The sequence below is a fragment of the Pseudomonas sp. B329 genome (genome assembly GCF_023127835.1).
Taxonomy (GTDB): Bacteria; Pseudomonadota; Gammaproteobacteria; order Pseudomonadales; family Pseudomonadaceae; genus Aquipseudomonas; species Aquipseudomonas synxantha_A.
Genome location: NZ_SPKP01000029.1, coordinates 12,676 through 36,447 on the forward strand (window position 1 = coordinate 12,676; position 23,772 = coordinate 36,447).

The 23,772-nt window shown below is 60.5% G+C and carries 19 protein-coding genes; 1 reads left to right on the plus strand and 18 read right to left on the minus strand.

From position 1 onward, the window contains the following. Window positions 1–17: 17 nt before the first annotated feature. Genes efeB through efeU form a run of 3 tightly spaced genes read right to left on the minus strand, consistent with a single transcriptional unit; the run spans window position 18 to window position 3,394 of the window. Window positions 18–1,322, minus strand: coding sequence for an iron uptake transporter deferrochelatase/peroxidase subunit (gene efeB / locus E4P00_RS16565; protein WP_216091319.1), 1,305 nt, complete (start codon window positions 1,320–1,322; stop codon window positions 18–20). Between the two features lie 13 nt (window positions 1,323–1,335). Then, window positions 1,336–2,538, minus strand: a complete 1,203-nt coding sequence (gene efeO, locus E4P00_RS16570; RefSeq protein WP_216091320.1) for an iron uptake system protein EfeO — start codon at window positions 2,536–2,538, stop codon at window positions 1,336–1,338. 10 nt (window positions 2,539–2,548) lie between these two features. Then, window positions 2,549–3,394 carry an iron uptake transporter permease EfeU gene (gene efeU, locus E4P00_RS16575; RefSeq protein ID WP_103735213.1) on the minus strand — a complete coding sequence of 282 codons (846 nt, stop codon included), beginning with the start codon at window positions 3,392–3,394 and terminating at the stop codon, window positions 2,549–2,551. A gap of 168 nt (window positions 3,395–3,562) precedes the next feature. On the opposite strand from efeU, the gene E4P00_RS16580 reads away from it, so the two are divergent. Then, window positions 3,563–4,582: an AraC family transcriptional regulator gene (locus E4P00_RS16580; protein WP_078821410.1), complete on the plus strand. Its 1,020-nt coding sequence runs from the start codon at window positions 3,563–3,565 to the stop codon at window positions 4,580–4,582. Between the two features lie 720 nt (window positions 4,583–5,302). Here the strand turns inward: E4P00_RS16580 and E4P00_RS16585 are convergent. The 15 genes from E4P00_RS16585 to E4P00_RS16655 form a co-directional block, all read right to left on the minus strand. After that, the gene (locus E4P00_RS16585) at window positions 5,303–5,827 is read right to left on the minus strand and encodes a hypothetical protein (RefSeq protein WP_078821409.1); all 525 of its coding nucleotides are present in this window, start codon (window positions 5,825–5,827) and stop codon (window positions 5,303–5,305) included. Between the two features lie 279 nt (window positions 5,828–6,106). Beyond that, window positions 6,107–7,522, minus strand: coding sequence for a TolC family protein (locus E4P00_RS16590; protein ID WP_216091321.1), 1,416 nt, complete (start codon window positions 7,520–7,522; stop codon window positions 6,107–6,109). After that, entirely contained in the window at window positions 7,519–10,698 is a 3,180-nt protein-coding gene (locus tag E4P00_RS16595) for an efflux RND transporter permease subunit (RefSeq protein ID WP_032875142.1), read from the minus strand. The genes E4P00_RS16590 and E4P00_RS16595 overlap by 4 nt, the downstream gene beginning before the upstream one ends. 15 nt (window positions 10,699–10,713) lie before the next feature. Continuing rightward, entirely contained in the window at window positions 10,714–11,955 is a 1,242-nt protein-coding gene (gene mexE, locus E4P00_RS16600; protein WP_248132170.1) for a multidrug efflux RND transporter periplasmic adaptor subunit MexE, read from the minus strand. A gap of 178 nt (window positions 11,956–12,133) precedes the next feature. Continuing rightward, window positions 12,134–13,030 (minus strand): LysR substrate-binding domain-containing protein, encoded by an 897-nt coding sequence (locus tag E4P00_RS16605; RefSeq protein WP_032875145.1) that lies wholly within the window; start codon window positions 13,028–13,030, stop codon window positions 12,134–12,136. 84 nt (window positions 13,031–13,114) lie between these two features. Continuing rightward, entirely contained in the window at window positions 13,115–14,458 is a 1,344-nt protein-coding gene (locus E4P00_RS16610) for a TolC family outer membrane protein (protein ID WP_248132172.1), read from the minus strand. Window positions 14,459–14,480: 22 nt separating this feature from the next. Next, window positions 14,481–15,998: a DHA2 family efflux MFS transporter permease subunit gene (locus E4P00_RS16615; protein WP_148853193.1), complete on the minus strand. Its 1,518-nt coding sequence runs from the start codon at window positions 15,996–15,998 to the stop codon at window positions 14,481–14,483. After that, entirely contained in the window at window positions 15,995–17,062 is a 1,068-nt protein-coding gene (locus E4P00_RS16620) for an HlyD family secretion protein (protein WP_032875154.1), read from the minus strand. The genes E4P00_RS16615 and E4P00_RS16620 overlap by 4 nt, the downstream gene beginning before the upstream one ends. A gap of 29 nt (window positions 17,063–17,091) precedes the next feature. Then, window positions 17,092–17,907, minus strand: coding sequence for a DUF3050 domain-containing protein (locus tag E4P00_RS16625; protein ID WP_032875157.1), 816 nt, complete (start codon window positions 17,905–17,907; stop codon window positions 17,092–17,094). Window positions 17,908–17,953: 46 nt separating this feature from the next. Further along, a complete protein-coding gene (locus E4P00_RS16630; protein ID WP_216091325.1) occupies window positions 17,954–18,913 on the minus strand; it encodes a fatty acid desaturase in 960 nt (319 codons plus the stop codon). Window positions 18,914–18,923: 10 nt separating this feature from the next. Beyond that, window positions 18,924–19,751 carry an SDR family NAD(P)-dependent oxidoreductase gene (locus E4P00_RS16635; RefSeq protein ID WP_248132174.1) on the minus strand — a complete coding sequence of 276 codons (828 nt, stop codon included), beginning with the start codon at window positions 19,749–19,751 and terminating at the stop codon, window positions 18,924–18,926. Then, a complete protein-coding gene (locus tag E4P00_RS16640) occupies window positions 19,748–20,890 on the minus strand; it encodes an acyl-CoA dehydrogenase family protein (RefSeq protein WP_032875165.1) in 1,143 nt (380 codons plus the stop codon). Before E4P00_RS16640 ends, E4P00_RS16635 begins: the two co-directional genes overlap by 4 nt. Window positions 20,891–20,893: 3 nt before the next feature. Continuing rightward, window positions 20,894–21,337 (minus strand): SRPBCC family protein, encoded by a 444-nt coding sequence (locus E4P00_RS16645; protein WP_032875168.1) that lies wholly within the window; start codon window positions 21,335–21,337, stop codon window positions 20,894–20,896. A 15-nt stretch (window positions 21,338–21,352) separates the two neighbouring features. After that, window positions 21,353–22,612, minus strand: coding sequence for an aminotransferase class III-fold pyridoxal phosphate-dependent enzyme (locus E4P00_RS16650; protein ID WP_248091271.1), 1,260 nt, complete (start codon window positions 22,610–22,612; stop codon window positions 21,353–21,355). Continuing rightward, the gene (locus E4P00_RS16655; RefSeq protein WP_081883348.1) at window positions 22,609–23,673 is read right to left on the minus strand and encodes an SDR family oxidoreductase; all 1,065 of its coding nucleotides are present in this window, start codon (window positions 23,671–23,673) and stop codon (window positions 22,609–22,611) included. The genes E4P00_RS16650 and E4P00_RS16655 overlap by 4 nt, the downstream gene beginning before the upstream one ends. Window positions 23,674–23,772 lie beyond the last annotated feature (99 nt).

A 23,772-nucleotide genomic window follows, 5' to 3' on the forward strand; every position in this document is an offset into this window, starting at 1 on the left:
TTCCGCTCTGGTGTGTTTCAGGTCTTGGCAGGGGTGGTGGAGTGCGTTGCAGCAAGCAGCGTGCGCCCGATGAAATCCTCAGGGCCGGTGACGCCGGGCAAGGTGAAGAAATACCCGCCGCCGACCGGCTTGAGGTATTCCTCCAGCGGTTCGCCGTTGAGCCGCGTTTGCACGCTGATAAAGCCTTTCTCCAGGTCAGCCTGATAGCAGATGAACAATAGGCCCATGTCCAGCTGACCGTTTTTGTTGACGCCGTTGGAGTAGTTGAACGGCCGCCGCAGGATCAGGTTGGCCTGGGTCTGCGGGGTGCGCGGGTTGGCCAGGCGGATGTGCGCATCAAGCTTGGTCAACTTGCCATGCGGGTCTTTGCTGTAGTCCGGCACCTGGGTTTCATGCTGGCCATCCATGGGGGCGCCGGTGGGTTTGACGCGGCCGATGATGCTTTCCTGTTCTTGCAGTGGGGTGCGATCCCAGCGCTCGACAAAGTTGCGGATGATACGCACGGCCTGGTAACTGCCATGGGCCGCCCAGGCGGGTTCGTCGCTGCTCGGTTGCACCCAGACGATCTGGTCCATGGCCTTGGCATCGTTGGAGTCGGGGTTGGCCGAACCGTCGCGAAAACCCAGGAAGTTACGCGCACTCTGCGCCGGTTCGCCGGGCTTGGCCGGGGCCTGGGGCGGCACGCTGCCTTCTTGTTTCCAGCGCACCAGCAGCAAGTCAGGCAGGTTTTTCACGATATCGCGCAGGGCGTGGATGTTGGTATCGGGCGTGTTGGAACTGAACTGCAGGCTCAGGTCGCCGTGGCACTGCGCCGGCTCCAGTGCATCGTTGGGGAAACCCACCATGCGGATCAGGCGCTTGGGCTTGACGGCACTGAGGCCGAAGCGCTCATCGAACAACGATTCGCCGACCGACACGGTGATGGTCAGGTTATCTGGGGTAACCACCGGGCCAAGGATGCCGGAGTCGGTGGGTGGCAGTTTCGGGTCGACCTGCGGCACGGTGCCGCCGCTCATCAGGAACGCGATACGCTCGTTCAGGGTGCGGAACAAACGTTCGAGGTCCTCGCGGTCGCTGGCCAGTACGTCGAAGGCCACCACCATGCCGCAGGCCGGGCGCGGGGTGACAATGCCGCTCTGATGCTGACCGAAAAAAGCCTGGTGGTCGTGGGTCTTGTCGCTGCGCGGAGCGCTGGTGACTTGCTCGGCCGCTGCGGCCATGGCCGGGCAGGTCAAGGTGCTGCCGGCGATGGCCGCGCCGGTGGCCGCCATGCCCAGCAGGACGCGGCGACGCGCAAGGTTTAGCTGTTTTGAATCACTCATGTATGCGTTCGTCTCACTGCAGGCCGGAAAGGCCAAGGGCGGGGTCGATTCCATCGAGTGCGGCGGCCAGTGCCTTGGCCTTGTCGGCGATCTGCTGGCGCTGATCGGCGGCGATGCTGTCGTACGTGCTGTAGGTATTGCCGACTTTGAATGCAGCGAGTTCGGCGTCGAAGGCATTCAGCGCGCTGTCGATATCGGGCAGCAAGCCGGCTGCGGACTTGCCCAGCAGCGGGCGCATCAAGTCGACCACTTTACGAGCGACGTCCAGGTTGGCGGCAAAGCCGTTCAGATCGATATGGCTGTAGCGCTCCTCTTCACCACTGCGGGCACGTACATCCGCCAGGCTGTTGAGGTTGCGTACCACAATGCTCACCAGTTGCTCTGGGGGCAGCGATTGCGCCAGCAATTGTTGCTTGAGCTTGGTGACGTCGGCCACCAGGCGTTGCGCGACCGGCGCCAGGCCGTCGAGACTGTGTTGCTGGAACAGGCTGTATTCGAGGCGATGGAAGCCGCTGAAGGCCGGGTCCTGCTCGCGCTTTTCAAAGTAGTCGGCGCGGGCGTTGATTGCGTTATCCAATTCGGCCAGGCGTTGAGAGGCAGGCGCCAGGCGCTGATACGCCTCACGGGCCGGCACATACAGGGCCTGCGCCTGGGCCAGATCACCGGCGTCGATAGCCTGTTGCAGCGCCGTCACCGCCTTGATCAGTGCACCGCTCTGGCCGCTCAAGTACACACGGAACTCCGACAACGGGCCGATAAACGCCACCATCGACGGCTTGGCCTTGGCCTGGGCGTCGGACTCCGCGGTGGGGGTGACATGCAAGGTGCCACGCGGGTTGCTCAACAGGCCACAGGTGATGGCGTAGTCACCGGGCAACAGATTGGCGTTGATCACCTGGCTCAGGCCCGGAGCAATATTTTCCCGTTCCTCGACCACCAGCACACCGTCGAGGATTTCCCACTCCACCGCACGGTCGGAGCGGTTGATGATACGAAAGCTTGCGCGCCCGGCCGGCACGGTGAGGGCGCTGGGCTCGCAGGCGTGGCTGTGAATCGTGACTGCGATTTCATTGTGGTTGGTCTGGCGCTTGGTCGCGGCCAATTGCGAGGCGTAGTAGAACAGGCCACCGGCGGCGATCATCACCACCACCGAGCCGGCCACACCCCAGCGCAAGGCGCGGGATGGCGGGGCCGATTGAGGGGTTGGGTTGGACAAGAGACGGTCCTTACTGGCTGGAAACGGAAGAAGTCGTGGCGACAGGCTTGGCGGGGGCCGAGGGCAGGAAGAACATCACCAGGGCCACCACCAGGTAAATCACATAGGCACCCAGGGTGCTGACGGTCGGCGCCTCCTGATAACCGAACATGCCGGCCAGTACCGAGCCCAACGGGCTATCCATGGGCAGCGCAGCGCTGAAATCGAACAGCACGGTTTGCCAGTGGTTCCACACACCGGCCTCATGCAGGGCTTGCACCGAATTGGCGAGAATGCCGGCCGCCACCACCAGGATAAACAGGCCGGTCCAGCGGAAAAACGCGCCGAGGTTCAGGCGCATGCTGCCGGAATAGATGAGGAAACCGACGACGATGGCCAGGATCAGGCCGAGCAGGGCACCGACCGGCGCGCCCGGGCCTTCGCTCTGCTGGAACACGGCCAACAGGAAAAATACAGTCTCCAGGCCTTCGCGGGCCACGGCGAAAAACACCATGGCGATCAACGCGATCACTTGGTTCCTGGAGCCGGTCAGGGCGAGGTCAAGGGATTCGTGCAGGGTATGCTTGATCGAACGCGCCACCTTGCGCATCCAGAACACCATGGAACTGAGGATGCCCACTGCAACAAGCCCTACGATCCCTTCGAACAATTCCTGCTGCTTTTGCGGGAATTCAGCGCTGACCAACTCAAGGCCGCCACCGACCAGCAAGGCCAGGGCAGCGGCAAGGAATACGCCGATCCACACGGCGGGCATCCATTGGCCACGCCCGGTCTGTTGCAGGTAACTGGCGATGATGCCAACGATCAAGGCGGCTTCAATGCCTTCGCGCAGCATGATTAAAAAAGGAACGAGCATCGGGCACCAGGGCGTAACTAGTTAGGAAGCTAAGTTGTAACATAATGATACTCATTGCTAAACAAGAAATATTGACCTTTGCTGAACGAGGGCTGAACAGTGGTGGCGAAGCGCGACCGCCCTTATGATGCAGGCCACCTGGTTTGCAGTCGGATAACTCAACATCCCATGTCGGAAAAAGACACCATCTCCATCCACCTTGTGCGCGAAGCGCTGTTGCAGAGCTGTGCGCCTGGTGCGGCCACTGTCGAGGCATTGAGCAAAGTCGGGATTGACCCTGCGTTGCTTGAGCAGCCCAATGCCCGTGTCCCGGCCACGGCCTATGCGCGCCTTTGGCGTTTGCTGGCGCGGCGCAGGGATGACGAGTTTTTTGGCATGGACCCGCGCGCACTCAAATCCGGTAGCCTGGCGTTTCTGTGTCGCGCCGCCATGGCGCAACCTAGCCTGGCGGCGGGCCTGGAAACCGGCCTGGGGTTTCTTTCGTTGATGCTGGAGCACATGCCAGGCCAGTTGGTTCGCCAACAGAGCCTGGCGGAGATCGTCCTGCTCGAACCCGATGAGCCCAAGCGTGCGTTCACGTATTTCACTTATTGGATGATCGTCCACGGCGTTGCGTGCTGGCTGGCGGGGCGTCGCATCCCGATCCTGGCCATTGAGCTGCGTTGCGCGCAGCCGGACTTCTGTGACGATTACCAGGTAATGTTTTCCGACAACCTGCGCTTTGATCGACCTCGTACCCGCATGATCTTTTCTGCCGACTGCCTGGACCTGCCGATCAAACGCAGTCAGCAGGAGCTCCAACGTTTTCTGGCCCATGCACCCGCTAACATCCTGGTCAAATACCGCGACCCTGAAAGCCTCGCCACGCGCATCAAGCACGACCTTCGGCAGATGCCTCCCGACACCTGGCCGGAAACGGAGGGCCTTGCAGCCAGGCTATGTATTTCTGCGTCCACCCTGCGTCGGCGCCTGGCGGAAGAGGGGCAGACTTATCAGGGCCTCAAAGACAGTGTGCGCAAAGAACTGGCGATTGTGTGGTTGGCTGAACCGCAGATCAGCTTTGCCGAGATTGCCACGCGGCTGGGGTTTGCCGATGCGAGTTCGTTCTACAAGGCGTTTCGCAAGTGGGCGGGGTCGAATCCGGGGCATTATCGGAGTTTGATTTTGAGCGACTCGAGTCGGTTCTAACCTTCGTTATGCGCAAGTAAGACATTTCTTACTCATTCCTTCACCCCAGTATGACAGAACGCTCCTTCGATATTTTAGGACGCGGCCGGCATATTTGGCGCTTGATTTCGTGCACTGTAAGCAACGTGTTCCTATCCATGTTTTCGGGCACTTAATGTCTGCTTGGTGAACATTGAACTTCGCGTACTGGGATCCGAGGTTTTATCGTGGAGTGCGCTTATGGGCAAATAAAGTGATCAGCTGCTTTCAAATGAATTATTTATTGATTTGAGGTGAGATTATGAAAGGTCTTATTGCGTTGCCGTGTCTTGCGTTAATGCTTTTGTCTGCTCAGGTGTCTGCCTTGTGTCTGTATATAACTGATAGCTATAGCGGGCTTTTGCAGCCAGGCGTGGAAACGGCAGTTTATGGTCCGTTCACAATAACGTCGGCTAATGGGTGTGCTGGTGCGACCATTGATGTTTCTGCTTCCACAAGCGGTGGGGGGAGGGCGCCGCAGTTGATAATTCAAAAGCAGACCGGGGCTTCCTGGGGAGATGTTGCTGGAACCTTTGGAAGTAGTACGTCCTTCTCAGGTGTGTTTGGAACCTATCGAGTCGTCATGATTAATTCTGGTTCGGAGGTGCAATCTTACTCTGGCACCGCACGATACGGTCGCTGAGTCGTTAAGCTAAACAGTGCGCCACGAGGTTATTGGCGCACTATTTGCGAGCATCTGAATCAAGCTTTTTCATCTATGGATAAAGCCGTATTGGAAGAGTTTACAAAATAGACCAGTGCCCCCATGGCGTGATTAGCTGCAACCATTCCCTGCCGCCATCTCAACGTATGCTCGTTTGCGGTTGCAGGGTTGTCTTCCAGGAATTCACTGTACTCCACCAGTCGCTCATTAAATAAGGCAATTGCGTTGAATTTTACGTGCGTCTCTGTTGGAACACCTTTCGCATCGGTATGCAAATTACCACCTATGAACATTCTGAATGCATAGATATCAATCATTTCGTGCTCAAATAGTGTGCGCCCTACTTTTCTTAGGTCATCTGAACTTATGGACGTCATGTCATAATCTTTCAAATAAGCCTTCAGCTGGGTGATTTGATTGTTATCATTGAGCTGTAGGGTGTCAGCTGCCACCTTCTTCTCTGTAATTGTGAATGCATTCATTGTCTGCTCTGGATTTTTGATCGCGAACGCATTGGTTGCCTTGGTATACCGCATCTGTTCAGCAGTCAACAAGATAGCCATGTCCCTTCCTCCATTAGTAAGTGACACTTCGTTGTCGACGCATGTGCGTATTACTTTAATGGCGCGTGGCGTCTGAAATGTGAGTTGGTTGTGAGGCATTAAAGCCTGACGGCGAGGTACAGCGCGGGACTAGGACATTACCTACGAAGGCCTTCTTATTTGACTTACAGAAGTTACTTTCAACATTTTAGGACGTCCCGGCAAAAAAAAGCCCCGCGACCGAATGGATCGCAGGGCTAAAAATTGGCTGGATGCGACCAACCAAAGGAGCTCTTTACCTCACTTGCTGCTGGCCACCACCGTATCCGGCTGCCAGCCACCCCCTAAGGCCTTGTAGATCGCCACAATGCCGCGATACAGATCCACTTCGGCCTGGGCCTGGGAGTCCTCTGCGGCCAGGCGTTCGCGCTGGGCGTCGAGCAGTACCAGGAAGTCCACGGTGCCTTCGCGGTAGCGGATCGCGGCGAGGTCGGCGGCGGCGCGGCTGGATTCGCTTTGGCGGATCAGAGACACCAGGCGTTGCTGACGCTTGCCGTAATCGCTGAAGGCGTTCTCGGACTCTTCCAGGGCCAGCAGCACTTGCTGCTCGTAGGTTGCCAGGGCGCCGTCGGCCTCGGCATTCGCACCGCGCAAACGCGCACGCACACTGCCCAGGTCAAACGCGGCCCAGGTAATGCTCGGGCCCAGGGACCAGGCATTCGCTGCAGCCGAGCCGATCTGCGAACCACGTCCGGCGGTAAAGCCGAGGAAGCCGCTGAGGCTGACCCGTGGGAACAGGTCGGCCTTGGCCACGCCGATACGCGCGGTGGCGGCGGCCAGCTTGCGTTCGGCGCTGAGGATGTCCGGGCGCCGTTGCAGCAATTGCCCCGGGTCGCCAATCGGCAGGGCCTTGGCGATTGCCGGCAGGTCTTTGGGGCTCAGGTCCACGCTCAGCTTGTCGGGACGCTGGCCGAGGAGGGTGGCGATGCGATTGCGCTCGCGCACTTGTTCGGCTTGCAGCTGCGGCACGCTGGCTTCCACCGCCGCCAGGCGTGCGTCGGCACGCTCGACGTCGAGTTGATCACCCACGCCGGCATCGCGCAGGCTGACGGTGATGGTGCGTGATTCTTGCTGGTTCTTCAGGTTGTCCAGGGCGATGCGTTCACGCAGTTGCGCCCCGCGCAGTTGGCCATAGGCATCCACCAGTTCAGCGATCATGGTGACTTGCAGTTGGTACAGGTCGGCTTCGGCCACCTGTTGGTCAGCGTCGCTGGCTTCCAGGTTGCGGCGGATGCGCCCGAACAAATCCACTTCCCAGGCCATGTCCAGGCCCAGGTCATAGCGCTCGCTGTTGACACGCTTGGTAGTCTGGCCGGGAATCTGGCCCTTGCCCACATCGCTGCTGGCGCGGGAGGTGACCACTGGCATGATGTCGTTGGCCGCGTCGTCACGGATAGCCCGTGCTGCCCGCAGGCGGGCAAAGGCTACGCGCAAATCACGGTTGCCGCTCAGCGACTGGGTTACCAGCTGGTTGAGCGTCGGGTCTTCGAACTGCTGCCACCAGATGCCTTCGTACTTGGCATGGTCGTAGCTTTTGCTGTCGGCGGCGGCCGTGATGTTGGCCGCCTCCAGTTGCTGGGTCTTGTAGTCCGGGCCTACGGCACAGGCGGCGAGCGCCAGTACCAGCAAGCTCGGCAGGAATACTTTCACACTCATTGCTGTGTCTCCAGCTTCAAGGCCTTGGCCGCTTTGCGCGCTTCCTGGCGCTCAACATAGCGACGGATCAGTACGTAGAACACTGGCGTCAGCAACAGACCGAAGAAGGTCACACCAATCATCCCGGAGAACACCGCCACACCCATGGCATGGCGCATCTCGGCACCCGCACCGCTGGACAATACCAACGGCACCACACCCATGATGAACGCGAACGAGGTCATCAGGATCGGCCGCAGACGCAGGCGGCAGGCTTCCAGTACCGCGGCCAGCGGGTCGAGGCCCTCCGCTTGTTTATCCTTGGCAAACTCGACGATCAGGATCGCGTTCTTGCAGGCCAGGCCCACCAGTACGATCAGGCCGATCTGGGTGAAGATGTTGTTGTCGCCGCCCGAGATGATCACCCCGGTAATGGCCGACAGCAGCGTCATCGGTACGATCAGGATCACCGCCAGCGGCAGGCTCCAGCTTTCGTATTGGGCGGCCAGTACCAGGAACGCCAGCAGCACGCAGAGCGGGAACACGAACAGCGCGGTATTGCCCGAGAGGATTTGCTGATAGGTCAGGTCAGTCCACTCGTAGGTCATGCCGTTGGGCAGTTCATCCTTCAACAGCTTTTCAATCGCAGCCTGGGCCTGGCCGGAGCTGTAGCCCGGTGCGGCGTTGCCGTTGATTTCAGCGGTGATAAAGCCGTTGTAGTGCATCACGCGGTCCGGGCCCGAGGTGTCGCTGACCTTGATAAAGGTCGCCAGGGGGATCATCTCGCCTTTGTTGTTGCGCACTTTCAGCTGGCCGATCTGGTCGGAGTCCTGACGGAACTGCTGCTCGGCCTGCACGTTGACCTGGTAGGTACGCCCGAAGCGGTTGAAGTCGTTGGCATACAACGAACCCAGGTAGACCTGCAGCGTGTCGAAGATGTCGCTGATCGCCACGCCGTGGGTCTTGGCCTTTTCGCGGTCGATGGCGGCGTCGACTTGCGGCACGTTCACTGTGTAGCTGGTGAACAGGCCGAACAGTTCAGGCACGCTGTGACTCTTGGCAATGACGTTCTGGACTTCTTTGTACAGCTCGTCGTAGCCGAGGTTGCCACGGTCTTCGATCTGCAGACGGAACCCGCCGATGGTGCCCAGGCCCTGTACCGGTGGCGGCGGGAAGATCGCCATGTACGCTTCTTCAATGTTGGCGTATTGGCCATTCAACGCCCCGGCAATCGCCCCGGCCGACATGCTCGCGTCTTTACGCTCATCGAAGGGCTTCAAGGTCACAAACACAATGCCGCTGTTCGGGCTGTTGGTGAAGCCGTTGATCGACAGGCCCGGGAAGGCAATCGCGGCCTCCACGCCGGGCTGTTTAAGGGCGATCTCCGACATGCGCTTCATCACGTTTTCGGTGCGGTCCAGGCTTGCAGCATCGGGCAGTTGAGCGAAGGCCACCAGGTATTGCTTGTCCTGGGCCGGTACGAAACCGGTCGGGGTGTGAGCAAACCCGAAGAACGTCAGCACCATCAGCCCGGCGTATACGAACAGGGCAATACCACTGCCGCGAATCACTCGGCGTACGGTACCCACGTAGCCATGGCTGGCCTTTTCGAAAAAGCGGTTGAAGGGACGGAATAGCCAGCCACCGAAGAGCTTGTCGAGGAACTTCGAGAAGCGATCCTTCGGCGCATCGTGACCGCGCAACAACACGGCGGCCAGGGCAGGGGACAGCGTCAGCGAGTTAAACGCCGAGATCACGGTCGAGATCGCGATGGTCAACGCGAACTGCTTGTAGAACTGCCCGGTCAAGCCACTGATAAAAGCGGCTGGAATGAATACCGCACACAGCACCAGCGCTGTAGCGATGATCGGGCCGGTAACTTCGCTCATGGCTTTTTCGGTGGCCGGGAATGGCTCCAGGCCCAGTTCGATATTGCGCTCGACGTTCTCCACCACCACGATCGCGTCATCCACCACGATACCGATGGCCAGTACCAGGCCGAACAATGACAGGGCGTTGAGCGAGAATCCGAACAGGTGCATCACCGCAAACGTACCGATCAAGGATACCGGCACCGCCACCAACGGAATGATCGAGGCGCGCCAGGTCTGCAGGAACAGAATCACCACCAGCACCACAAGGATCAGCGCTTCGAACAGTGTGTGCACCACCGCTTCGATAGAGCCGCGTACAAAAATGGTCGGGTCATAGGCGATGCGGTAATCCATGCCCGCCGGGAAACTCTTTTTCAGCTCGGCCATCTTGCTGCGCACATCGTTGGAGATGTCGATGGCATTGGAGCCGGGGCGCTGGAAGATCGGAATCGCAACGGCCGGCTGGTTATCGATCAACGAGCGCAGCGCGTATTGGCTGGAGCCCAGCTCGACCCGGGCGATGTCTTTGAGGCGCGTGATTTCACCGTTGGCGCCGGCACGAATCACGATGTTCTCGAACTCTTCCTCGGTGACCAGGCGGCCTTGGGTATTGACCGACAACTGGAAGCTGGTGTCACTCGGCGCAGGCTGAGCGCCCAGGGCACCGGCAGCCACCTGGCGGTTCTGCTCGCGGATCGCCGTGACCACATCGGTAGCGGTCAGGTTGCGCGAGGCGGTCTTGTTCGGATCCAGCCAAACACGCAGGGAGTAGTCACCCATGCCGAACAGCTGCACATCGCCGACGCCACCCAAACGGGCCAGTTCGTCCTTGATGTTGAGGATCGCGTAGTTGGACAGGTACAGCATGTCGTAACGCTGATCCGGGGAGGTCAAGTGCACCACCATGGTCAGGTCGGGGGAAGCCTTGTCCACGGTGATACCGATGCGTGTCACTTCCTCAGGCAGCTTTGGCTGAGTCCGCGTCACACGGTTTTGCACTTGCACCTGTGCGTTGTCCAGGTCGGTGCCCAGGGCGAAGGTGATAGTCAGGGTCAGCTTACCGTCGGCGGTGGACTGCGAGGACATGTACAGCATGTTCTCGACACCCGTGATGGCCTGCTCCAGCGGTGCGGCCACGGTTTCGCCGATGACTTTGGGGTTGGCACCCGGGAAGTTGGCGCGTACCACCACAGTCGGCGGCACTACTTCCGGGTATTCGCTGATCGGCAGTTGGAACAGCGAGATTGCACCCGCGATCAGGATCAACAGCGACAGCACCGCTGCGAAGATCGGCCGCGAAATGAAGAACTTGGAAAAATTCATCTTGAGTCTTATCCCTTAACCGCGTGGAGTCGCAGTGCTGGCGAGCTTGGGCGCGGTCGTTTCCGGCGCCACTTGCTCCAGGTTGCTGGCTTCAAGCGCTTGTCGTTGTTGGGCCAAGGCGGCGAGGGTTTCCTTGCTGGCCATCGGAATGGTTTCCGGCGCGACCGGTGAGCCGGGGCGCACACGCTGCAGGCCCTTGACGATCACGGTGTCGTCCTTGGTCAGGCCGCTGCGTACGATGCGCAAGCCTTCGATCTTGGGCCCCAATTCCACCGCGCGGTAAGCCGGCTTGTCGCCGTCCATCACCAGCACAAACTTCTTGCCCAGGTCGGTACCGACGGCTTCATCGTTGATCAGCACGGCGGAGTAGGTGCCGCTGCCGACCAGCTTCAAGCGCGCATACAGGCCAGGGGTGTATTCGCCCTTGCTGTTGTCAAACACCGCACGGCCACGGATGGTGCCGGTGGACGGGTTGACCTGGTTGTCGACGAAGTTCATCTGGCCCAGGTGCGGGTTGCCGGTTTCGTTGGACAGGCCCAGATACACCGGGGTGGTTGCGCCGCGACGGCCTTCACGGGCCAGTTCGGTGTACTTGAGGAACACACGCTCGTCGGCGTCGAAGTAGGCGTAGACCTTGTCGGTGGATACCACACTTGTCAGCGGAGTGGTGTCGGCGGTCACCAGGTTGCCGGCGGTGATTTCGGCACGGCTGACGCGGCCGCTGATCGGCGAAGTGACACGGGTAAAGCTCAAGTTCAGGCGGGCCAGGTCCAACTGCGCCTGGATCCCGGCCATGGCGGCGCGGGCTTCCTGGGCGGCGGTGGTGCGCGAGTCGGCCAGTTCGGCGGAGATCGCATTGCTCTGGCGCAGGCGTTCGCCGCGTTGCGCTTCGTTTTCGCTGCGGGTGGCGGCGGCTTTGGTCTGAGCCAACTGGGCTTCCAGGCGGCGCACTTCGGCCTGGAACGGGCGCGGGTCGATCTGGAACAGCAGGTCGCCTTTCTTGACCAAAGCGCCTTCAGTAAAAGCGACCTGGTCAATCTGGCCGGACACCCGAGGACGAATCTGCACGGTTTCCGGGGCTTCCAGCCGTCCGGTAAATTCGTCCCACTCGTTGACCGGCTGTTCCAGTACCTTGGCCACGCTGACCTTGGCTGGGGGCATGGCGGCCGCTTGTTCGGGAGACTTGCCGCACGCGCTCATCACCACCACGGCCAGAATCGCCAGGGGGAAGCGCAAAAGTTTGAGTGACTGTTCCATGAGGTGCATCCGCCAATGTATTTGAGATGGGCGGATCATGCGCGGCGGGGTGCTATGTCACGAATCGAATGAAGCAAAGGTAACTATCATTCGGAATGATATAAGAGGGGAGTCAGCCCTCTAGCATGGGGGTTTCGTTAGGGAGCTATCAATAGCCTTGATGACAAAAGACTGTTGCCTAAGGTGCATCGAATGCTTCACCCAGAAAGTCGATCAAGGCGCGCACCGACGGCATCAGCCCGCGCCGGGATGGAAATACCGCCGTGATAACGCCTTGCACGGGCTGCCACTCAGGCAGCAAGACAACCAGACGCCCCTCGGCGACATCCTCCTTGACCACCACCCATGGCAGGTTGGCGATGCCTACTCCCGCCAGTGTCGCGTTTTTCAAAGTCGGCACATCATCGCTGACCAGGCGCGGCGTGTGCTGGATCTGCGTCGTCGCGCCATCCTGGCCGGTCAGCTCCCACACGTACTGAATCATCAGGTTGCCCCAGTGCACGGTGGGCAGCCCGGCAAGGTCGGCGGGTTGCGAGGGCAGGGCATAGTCCTGCAAAAAAGCCGCGCTCGCCACCAGCACCTGAGTACTTTTACCGAGCAGTTTCATCACCAGTTCACTGCTTTCCAGGGGTGGGAAACACAGGCTCAAGGCAAGGTCATAACCCTCGGCAATCACATCGACCTTACGGTTGAAGCTCTTCACATTCAGCTCGACATTACCGCATTGCGCCATGAATTGAGCCAGCATCGGCGCCACCCAATAGTTGAGCAGCGCGGTGGTGCAACTCAGGCGAATCAAGCCGCGAGGTTCTGATTTGTTGAAGGCCACCACATCTTCTGCCGACTCGGCCTCGGCAATCATCGCCACACAATGTCGATAATAAGCCTGGCCGATATCGGTAACCTGGAACTGGCGCGTCGAACGCTGTATCAGCCGAGCCCCAAGCCTTGCCTCAAGCTGACCGACTCTGCGACTCAGGGTCGATTTGGGCAGGTTCAACGCTCGACCCGCCGCCGCAAAGCCGCCGTGCTCGACCACCTTGGCGTAAAGGAAGAGTTCGTTCAGGTCGAACATGGGCAGTGTTCCATTTTTGAGATGCCCCAGCTTAATCCAACTCAGGCCCTACGTTGAGCGAATGTCAGCGCTTTCATCCGCGCGTCAGTTCAGTGTACGGCTGACCTCACGCAGGCGTGCGTCGCTCAGGTTGCCGGTGGACGCCAACAGGTGCAACTGGGCCATCAGGATCGCATAGCGTTGTTGGGCCAGGCGTTGTTGGGTATCGGTGACTTTCTGTTGCGCATCCAGTACGTCGGTGTTGATGCGGGAACCGGCTTCGAAGCCGTGGGTCACGGCGGCGAGGTTGATCTGGCTGGAGTTCAAGGCCTGCTTGAGTGCCTGATATTGGCTCATGCCGTTGGTGACTTGCAGGTAGGCCTGACGGGCCTTCATCCCGGCGTTGCGGCGTGCGTCTTCGACTTCGTCCGCTGCCTTGCTTTGCAGTGCATGGGCTTCGCGCACGCGACTGCTGGTGCGGCCACCGCTGTAGAGCGGAACGCTCAGTTTGACCCCGACCACGGTCTGGTTATAGCGATTTTCCGGTAACGTCACATCGTATACATCACCGCCGACAGAGGCGAAGCGGCCATGGGCGGCGATCAGATCAAGGGTGGGCAAATGGCCGGCCCGTTCCTTGTCGATGTCCATTTCGGCCAGGCGCTGGGCAATCTGCGCCGCCTGTACGGCGAGGTTGCCCTGTTGCGCGGTCGTGGCCCAATCATCGATGACAGCGGGCACCGGGGCACTGAACTGCGGCTCTTTGCCTGACCACGGCCCCGCCTGTGCGGCAGTCAATTGGGTGAGTGTTTCGTTGGCGATGTCCAATGCACCACGGGCGGCAATCTGTTCGGCGAATGCCTGGTCGTATTTGGCCTGAACCTGCGCGAGCGCGTTAGCGGTGGTAGCCCCGTCGGCCAGCAGTCGCTGGCTGCGCGTCTGGCTCTGGCGCAGGGTTTGTAGCTGTTGTGTGCGGGTGCTCAACAGTTCCTGATTGAGCAGCACGTCGAAATAAGCGCGGGCAACGCGCAGCATCAGCGCTTGGCGCGCCTGTTCAGTGTGCAGTTCACTGGCGCTGATCAACAGTTTGCTTTGGTCGTGGGCGATCACATTCTGCCAACGCAGCAGCGGCTGTGTGAGGACCACCGCGTAGGCGTTGGTGTTATTGCGATTGCGATGATAATCGGAAGAGTCCTCGGCATCGACCCAGGCCGCGCCGCCGGTGACAGACAGGTCTGGCAGCAGGTTGGCACGGCTTTGCGGTTCCTTTTCTGCCGTGGCCAATTGCTGGGCCTGTGCGGCGGCGAACTGCATGTCGTGGGTCAGTGCCTTCTGGTACAGGTGGTACAAGTCATTTGCCGATACCTGGGTGGGCGCGCAGGCGAGTGCCAGCCAATACAGGGGCGTGAGCAGCGAGGTGGTGTTGAGATGCAAACCTGGAATACGCAAGGGGTGTGCTCCACTGAAAGATTTATCGACTGATGTGGCTTCTGCGCATCATCAGCACCATGGGAATCCCGATGGCCATCACCGCTCCCAAGGTGCCGAACAGCATGCTGAACGCCAGCATTTGCCCTTGTTCGCGCGCTTGCAGGTAAGGCATCAGGGCCAGGGCTTGTTGATGGCTCGCCAGGCCCAGGGAAAGAAACAGCGGGTCGGTTTCCACACCTCCCCAGCCGCTGGCAACCAGACTCGATTCGGTGACATGTTCGGAAAGCAGGCGGTAGCGTTCCCACGAGAACCGTGTGAGCAGGGTGGCTGCGATGGCGATACCCACGCTGCCCCCCAACTGGCGCATCAGGTTGAGTACGCCTGAAGCACCGGAGATCAATGTCAGCGGCAGGCGGCGCATCGCCAGGTTGGTCAGCGGCACAAAGATCATGCCCAGGCCCAGGCCGCGGATCACCAAGGGCCAGTACAGCGTGTCCGGGTTACTGTCGAGGGTGAACTGGGTGTGCAGGAACATGGCATAGCAGTACATGACGATGCCCAGCGTGACGAACACGCGCTCGTCGATCTTGTTTTCCTGGGACAGCTTGCCGATCACCAAGGTGCTGATGGCGCTGGCCACTGCCCCGGGGAAAATCACCAGCCCGCTCTGGTAAGCGCTCTGCGCCAGTAAGGTCTGCAAGAACAGCGGCACCATGAACAACGTGCTGTACAGCCCGAAGCCCACACAAAATGCACAGATGCATCCCATCAGGAACTCGCGATTCTGGAACAGTGCGACGTTAACGATTGGGTTGGCCACACGCCGCTCCCACCAGAAGAAGCCCACCAGGCTGAAGCTGCTGAGCAACAGGCAGGCTACGGTCCAGTTGGACGCCATCCAGTCCCAGTGTTCGCCGCGCTCCAGCAGGATCTGCAGGCTGCCGACGCCCAGAGCCAGCAAGCAGAAGCCGCTGTAGTCGACGCTGGAAGGTTTTTGTTCGTTGGGCGAGTCGTTGATACACAGCCAGCACAGCAACAAGGCCACGGCACCGATCGGCAAGTTGATCAAGAAGATCCAGTGCCACGACAAGGTGTCGATCAGGTAGCCGCCGACGGTCGGGCCGAGGGTTGGCCCCATCATCACCCCCACGCCGTACAACGCCATGCCGCTGCTGACTTTTTCCTTGGGGAACACGTCGTAGATGATGGCCTGGGAAATGCCCAGCAACCCGCCGCCCGCCAGGCCTTGCAGCACCCGAAACGCGACCAGTTGCCAGAGTTCGGCAGACATCGCGCAACCCAACGATGCCAGTACGAACAGCGCAGTAGAGACCAGGTAATAAGTACGCCGGCCGAACCACGCCGATAGCCAGCCACTGACCGGAAGAATCACCACGTTGGCCACCACATAACCGGTGGAGACCCAGGAGATTTCATCCACCGACGCCCCGTAGGTGCCCATCAGACTGGGAATCGCGACGTTGACGATGGTGACATCGAGCAGCTCCATCATCGAGACCAGCGTGACGGTAAACGCAATCAGGTAGGGCGACCTCATAGCGTCTGGCCGGCGTCGTCAGGTGCGGCCACTTCGACGAACGCGCTCATGCCCGGGCTCAACAGCGACTTGTAGTCATCCGGCACAGCGTTGAGCGCGATGCGCACCTGCACGCGCTGCACCACTTTGGTGAAGTTGCCCGTGGCATTCTCCTGGGGCAGCAATGAGAATTTCGCCCCGGTGGCCGGTGCCAGGCTTTCGACGACGCCGTCGAAGGCGTGCCCGGGGAAGGCGTCCACGGTAACTCGGGCATTCTGGCCGACGCGCACGCGGCCCACCTGGGTCTCCTTGAAGTTGGCGGTAATCCACAGCGGTTCGGTGGCGATCAGGCTCATGAGCTTTTGGCCGGCGACTACAAACTGGCCAGGCTCCACTTCTTTTTTCGAGACAATGCTGCGCAACGGCGCGGTCTGGCGGGTGTCGTTGAGCTGGATCCTGGATTGTTCCAGCTCAGCTTGCGCGGCCGCGATCCGATAGTCCTGCACCTTGAGTTCGGCCTTGTTGGCCAAGGTGCTTTGGGCCGCGGCCTGGGCGTTGCTGCGCGCTACCCCCTGGGCATGGCTGAGGGCATCGAAACGCGCCTTGGCGACTTCCTGGTCCTGGGTGCTCAGCACGCCTTGAGCGCCGAGGCGACGGGCACGCTGGTAGTCGTTACGCGCTTGCTCAAGGTTGGCGCTCGCTTGAGCCAGGGCCGCTTGCGCGGCCTCGCGCATGGCCACTGCACCGAGCACCTGGCTGTCCAGCGCCCCCGGCACGCCTGCGCGCCCGGCGGCGGCGAGCAGCGCTTGCCACTGTGCTTCGCGCTGCTGCAGCTGGTAGCGGTATTCACTGTCGCGGATCTGAAACAGCAGGTCGCCGCTTTGTACCGTGACGTTGTCCACCACCGGCACACTGATCACCACGCCCGAGAGCTTGGCCCGTACCGGGATGATCACCCCGTCGAGTTCGGCGTTGTCGGTACTCACGTAGGTGCTGGAATACTGCCAGCGCTGCCAGCCCAGTATCAGCAACCCGCCGACCACGACGCCGCACAGCGTCAGTTTTATCAACTTGCCTTTGGTCATGTGGTACTCCCTGTCGATGCACGTTGAGGTCAAGCAGGCTCAGAAACGGTGTGGACCTCCCGCGCAGGACGGCTCACCGTCGGCTGAGCCTTGTCCAGCAGGAACTGATGCACGCCATTCCACAGGTCAATCCGTGAGTTGATTGCGGTTTTCGCACTCTCGACCATGTGCAGGTGTTGCGCGGGGCTGGTGACGATTTCGGCGATGATGCGTTTGGCCGCCGGGCCGTGATCGTCACCATCCATCTCGATGTGGCGCTTCAAGTAATACGTGAGCATCGGTACCTCGCTTTCACTGACCGACCATTGCGACAGCAGGCGACCAAACATGTCGGGGATAATGTCTTCACGCCCGAAGAAGAAGTACGCCAGGACCGCTTCGGTGCTGCCGTGTTGCGCAATATCGAGGGTCTGGCACATGAACACTTTGGCCGCCGTTGGAATCTCTCCGTGGTTGAGCGCCTTGGCCAGCGGAACCTTGGCCTGGATAGCGGCCAGGAAGCGGCGGAATACGCTGCTGTCGGCGCCGATTTCATCCATGGCCGCGAGGTACAGGTCCAGGTGGCTGATAAAACCGCCCTCGGGATGCTCGTCGGTCTCTTCACCGACCACGATTTCGTTGATCAGGCGGGCGGCGGTGATGTGTACCGGCGGTACCCAGGGCAACTCCACGCAGGTGAGGTCGCGCTGGATACGCTTGAGCAAGGTCATGAAGTCCCAGACGGCGAACACGTGAAATTCCATCAGGGTGCGCACGTCTTCTACGGTGCGGATACTGGCGAACAAGGGGTGACTGAACAGCTGCTCGCGCTCGGTTTCAATGTGGCTATCGATATCAAAAGGCATGCGTGCTCCTGCGGCCTGAAGGGTCAGGCAGAAAATCCAGCGGAAATTAAGGGTGTGTGTCGTTTACCGTGTTTGTACGGTAGGGGTGGCGCCCGGTGGCATACCGGAAAGACCGCACGAAGTGCTTTTCCAGCAGGTATTGCCGGTTTTCGTACCACCCCGCGTCCAGCAGTTGACGGTGTACCTTGGGCAGTCGCCAGCAAGGCACCGCGGGGTAAAAATGATGTTCCAGGTGAAAGTTCGAACCCGCGTGCAGCCAGGTGTTGAGGCGCGAAGTGCGTGAACGCGCTGGCGGCAAGTGCGGGCCTGCGTCGAAAGCATGTTCTTGATAGGCATTGACCGCCGACAGCATGAACGCCACCGCCAGGCTCAAGGAAAACCCCAGCAGCAACCCGTCGATGAGCCACATGGCCAGCCCATAAAGGCTGAGCCATACAACCTGACAGGCGATATTGCAGCGCGCCAGCCATTGCACCTGGGCTGAACTCAACGGCAGCGCCGAGGGATTGCCCAATGGCCCGAACGCCAGGCGCCAGGTGGTCTGCAGATAGCTCAAGGTGGCGATCAAGCGCGACAGGGTGATGCGGCTTACCAGTGTGTGGTAACGCGAAAAGAGCCGGTAGTCCGGGTCCTTCGTGCTGTTGCTGTAACGGTGGTGTTGCCAATGGTCTACAAAGTAACCGGTCACATAGAACCCCGGCAGCAGCGAACTGGTGGCAATGCCCAGGTAGCAACTGCGCATGGGGTTCGCACTCAGGTTGAAGTGGAAACCTTCATGCCCAAGGATCGCTTGCAGAAATAACCCGTATCCCGCCAATACCACCAACGGCAAACACACCAGCGTCCACAGGGTGGAAGCTGTGGTCGTCACCCACACAAACAGTGCCAGTGGCAACAGGTACAGGCTCAAGGCGTAGGCGATGATCAGCAAGGACTCCCTCGGCCGGGCCTTGAACAAGGCGCGGTCGAGACGGACCTGGGGCTTGGGGTGCAGGTGGCTGGCCATTGGCGACGGCTTACTCGATCAGTTCAGGGTTGAGCACCAGGTGGCCGCCGCGCGTGAGCGTGCGCAGGCGCATGGCGATAAAGCCATCCACCACGCTCGGCACGCTGCGTGCGGTATACATGGCCAGCGTGCCCATGAACGTCAGCCCCCGGTTGCGCAGGCCATTTTTCTGGCAGGCACGTACCAGGCCGTTCGCGGCGGCATCCAGCTTTTCTTCGAGGGACAGCAGGGTCTTGTCACCCCACTTGAAGGTCACCAGGCGTTTGACCGACAGGCCAACACGCTGCGCGGGCAAGTGGATCGCCGTGTCGATGAACCCCGGGTACACCGTGACCACGTCAAGTTCCCCGCGATACTGCATGCGCAGCACATCCGAATAAGCGCTCAGCGCACGTTTGCTCGCAGCATAGGCGGCCACGTAGGGTGCATTCACCAGCGCGAACAGTGAGGACACGTTGACCACTTTGCCGCGCTTTCGCAGCAACCCCGGCAGGAACCCCGAAGTCAGTTGCCAAGGCGCGAACAGGTTGACATCCACCGCGCGGGTCACCTCATCGGTGACGCCGGTTTCGCCGCGTTCCAGCGTCAGGGTGCCGGCGTTATTGACCAGAATGTCGATGTCGCCGAAATCGGTGCTGATGGCGCTGATCACGTTGGCCACGGCGTGGCGGTCGCACAGGTCGACTTGATAAAACGCGTCCAGCAGACCGCTGTCTTGCGGTGCGAGAATATCCAGGCCAATCACGGTGGCGCCCAGTTGCTTGAGTTTGCAGGCCGCTGCGAAACCCAGGCCGCGCGCGGTGCCGGTGATAACAATGGTTTTTCCGAGCAGATTCATGAGTGCGCTCCGGTCATGCTGAAGGTTGATGCGGACAAGTAGGTGTCAAGGTTGGTCGCCATCGAGATCCTGGCCGGTGGATGAAATTGCAGACCGCGGCAGGCCATCAACCCGTTGGAGCTCAGGTTGCTGGTGATGAACGCCATCCCGCCCAACATGGCGTGAGCCTGGTCGGAGAGCTGGGCAAGGCGTTGCTCGATGCCGTAACGCACCAGCAGCAGACGGGCCAGCACGTTAGGCAAGTCCTGTGGGTTGCGCTCGATATCCAGGGCCGCGCCTTCCAGCGCGCTGATCGCCAATTGCAGGTCGGCTGCCAGGTCCACGCGGTGATGCGCGGTCCAGCGGGCGGCGTCTGTGACCGACTCGATCAGGCCGGCGCAGGCACCCACATAGGATGCGCAAATCAACAGTTCGAACCAGATAAAACCCACGGTTTGCACGTCGCCCAGCTGGTGGGTGTAACCGGCGGAAAACACCATGCGCTCGGGCACCAGCACTTCGTTGAGGCGCACTTCGATGCTTTCAGCGCCGGCCAAGGCGCTGTTCTGCCAGAAGGGATTACGGCTGATGCCCGGCGCAGTGGCCGGAATCAATGCGACCATCAGCTCTTCGCCGCCAGGGGTTTGGCGGATATAGCTGGCGGTGAGCAAGTCCATCGACTGTCCGAGGCAGCAGGGCTTCTTGCTGCCGCTGAGTAACACCCCCTCTGGGGTGTGCACCGCTTGCATGGCCGAGTCGAGAATGCCCGCTCCGCTGGTGCCCTCGGCAAACCCCGAAGACAGCAACAAGCGTTTTTGCGCGACGGCAGCCAGCAACAGGCCTTCGGCGCCGCCACCGTTCTGCGTGAGTGCCAATAAGCTCGCCACGGAAAACTGGTGCATGGTGCTGGCCACTGCCAGCGAGGGCGAGCGGGCCCCCAGGGCGATCTGCACATGCACCGCGTCGAGGATATTCGCGCCCAGCCCGCCGGCTTCGCGGTTGACCAGCAAACCCACCGGGCCATGTTGCTTGAACAGGGCGATGACCTCGCTCTGTGGCGCCTCACGCTGGGCCGGAGGAATGGCCGCCAGACGCTCGTCAAAACCAGGGGCGTAGCGTTGAAGCAGATCGCGTGAGCGATTCAGTAACGACAGTGACATGGTTCAGGCCTTTAAGTAGCTCGCCGGAAACAGGCCGGTGATGATCGAGTGAATGTTGTCCCGGATGGCTTGTTTGGCCACAGGGTCGAGCATGTCCGCGAGCATCGGCAGGCCCAGGTCGAAGCGCGATTTGAAGGAGATGATCGCGTCCTTGCCGTCCGGCAAGACGTGCCAGGTGCCGGAGAAGTGATCGACGTCGCCGGCCATCTGCTCGAAATGAATTTCCCGGGTGTCGGCATTGAAGGTGTCACGCTCCTGCCACTTGAGAATGCCGCTGTGGAAGTTGACCTCCCAGGACGTAAACGACACCTGGTCGCTGACCTTGTTGATGCTGATATCGCGCACCGACTCGCAGAGCTCGACGTAATTGCTGAAATCGCTGATCACCGCAAATACTTCATCAGCGCAGGCATGGGGAATATGGGCCTGCACGTTGACTTCTTGCATGGGGGAAAACTCCATTTAAAGGGATGGCATCGAAGTGGTCAGTGCCTGGGTGAAGCCTTCGATCAACCAGTTGCAATCCTGGGCCGTCAGCAATGGCGACGGCGTGAGCCTTATCACCCGGTGATCATTGAGCGAGTGGCACACAATGATGCGCTGCTCGATCAGGGCCATGACCATATTGGCGGCGATTGAGGCCTCGGCGAACTCAAAGCCCAACAGCAAACCCGCACTGCGCAGTTGCACACGTTCGGCCCAACCTCTTTGTTGCAACAGCGCGCTGAAGCGGGCGTGCAGGTCCTGGCCCAGTAACCGGGCACGCGCGACCAGGTCTTCTTGCACCATCACTTGCAGCGTGGCCTGCACGGCCGCCATGGCCAGCGGGTTGGCGCCGAAGGTCGAGGTGTGGACCGTAGGGTTGCGATTGAACGGCGCATAGATCGTGGCGCTGGCGACCATGGCGCTCACCGGTACGCAACCGCCGGACAGGCTTTTACCTACCAGCATGATGTCGGGCACCACCTGTTCCTGGTCACAGCCCCACCAATAGCCGGTGCGGCCCAGGCCAGATTGGATCTCGTCGATAATCAGCACGGCGCCATACTGATTGCACAGCTCGCGCACACGCCTGAGGTAACCCGATGGCGGCAGAATGACTCCCGCTTCGGCCTGGATCGGTTCGAGGATCACGCAGGCCTTGTCCGGCGATGCGCGTAGTTGCTGCTCAAGTGCGACGCTGTCGCCAAACGGCACGAACTCGCTGTCGCTGAGCAACCCATTGAAGGGTTCTCGGTAGCTCTCGCGGCCGGTGACGGCGAGGGCGCCGAGGGTCTTGCCGTGGAACCCCCCGAAGGTCGACAGCGTACGACGGCAACCGTTGAGGCGCGCGAGCTTCAAGCCGGCTTCGGTGGCCTCGGCGCCTGAATTGCAAAAGAACACATAGTCCAGGTCGCCCGGGCACTGCGCTGCCAGGGCACGTGCGGCGAAGGCCTGTTGCGGGTTGAGCAACAACTTGCTGGCCAAAGCGTTTTGCTGCAGTTGCCGAGTAACCGCTTCCACGACGACCGGGTGGCCGTGCCCGAGGAAAAACACGCCATAGCCGCCTGCATCCAGATATTGACGGCCTTGCTCGTCGTAGATGTAGACGCCACGGCTGGATTGCTCGATCGGCAGGTTCATCAGCGAAGCGAGGCGTGCGTAGCCCGAGTTGACGTGTTGGCGCAGGTATTGGTCGACCTGTGCGGCGTCGAGGGTGGGTTCGATGACTGTCGGGTTCATGCCACGCTCACTTCTGTGTTCGGTGTCACCGGCTGCTTGAGCATGCGCGTCAGTGCCCCCAGCTTGGGTGCCAGGTGGTTGAGCGACAGCAGCAACTCGCGGCCAACATCACGCTGGCTGAACGCCGGCTCACCGAGTAACTGTGGCAATGAAGTGGGCAGTGGCGTGCGCAGGCAGGCATAGCGGCACAACTGAGTGGCACGGGTCAGGGCAGCCTGGATATTGCCGCTCAGCGCCGGCAGAAATACCGGGCGGATCAACCGTTCGTAAATATCCGGCGCCATGCAGCGTGGCCGTGTGAAGGGTTGCATCTGGGCTTCCATGGATTGGCACATCAGGTCCAGCAGCCCCGTCAGATCCAGAGCCTGTGGGCCGCTGGTGAGAAAGTAGTCGTCGCCGATCAAACGCTGGTGCAGCGCGTTGGCAATCGCTCGGGCCGCGACGTCACGGGCGATCAGGTCGACATAGCCAGCAGGCGGGCAGGGTACGATGGGCAGTACGCCAGACATCATCAGCCCCATGGTCATATGGAAACCCTGAAAGTTGGGCATATGCCCGGTGCTGGCGTCACCGATAATGATGGATGGACGAAAGATCGACACATCGATGCCAGCCGAGCGCACCAGGGTTTCGGCCTGGCGCTTGGCGACTTCGTATGGCGTTTCCGCTTGCACGCCTTCGTAATAGTCGCAAGGGTGGGTAAAGGCGGTGCTGATGTGATACAGCGGCACCTTGGCTTGCTGCACGAAGGCCACGACGTTTTCGGTGCCGAGGTAGTTCACCGAAAAGATCTGATCGATATCGCCGTCCAGGCGCGTCACTGCCGCGGCGTGGATCACCCAGTCGACACGCTCAACCAGCGCCGCATAAACGTCGCAGGCCAAGCCCAGGTCAGCGCTGCAAATATCACCCTTGAGCACTTCCACTCGGGGATCGCGGATACGGCTCTTGCGCGCCAGGCAGACCAGGTGAAAGTCCTCTGCCAGGCAGTCGATCAGTGACTCACCGAGCACCCCTGAGCCTCCAGTGAGAAGGACGGTTAGTTTTTGCTGTGCTGACATGTAGGGCGCATCCTGCGGATTCATCGAAAGAATTCATGGTGCGTTTCGCCGAATTGCAGGCACAGGTGCCCCGGGCGAACACTCTTCTATTCACTTTCG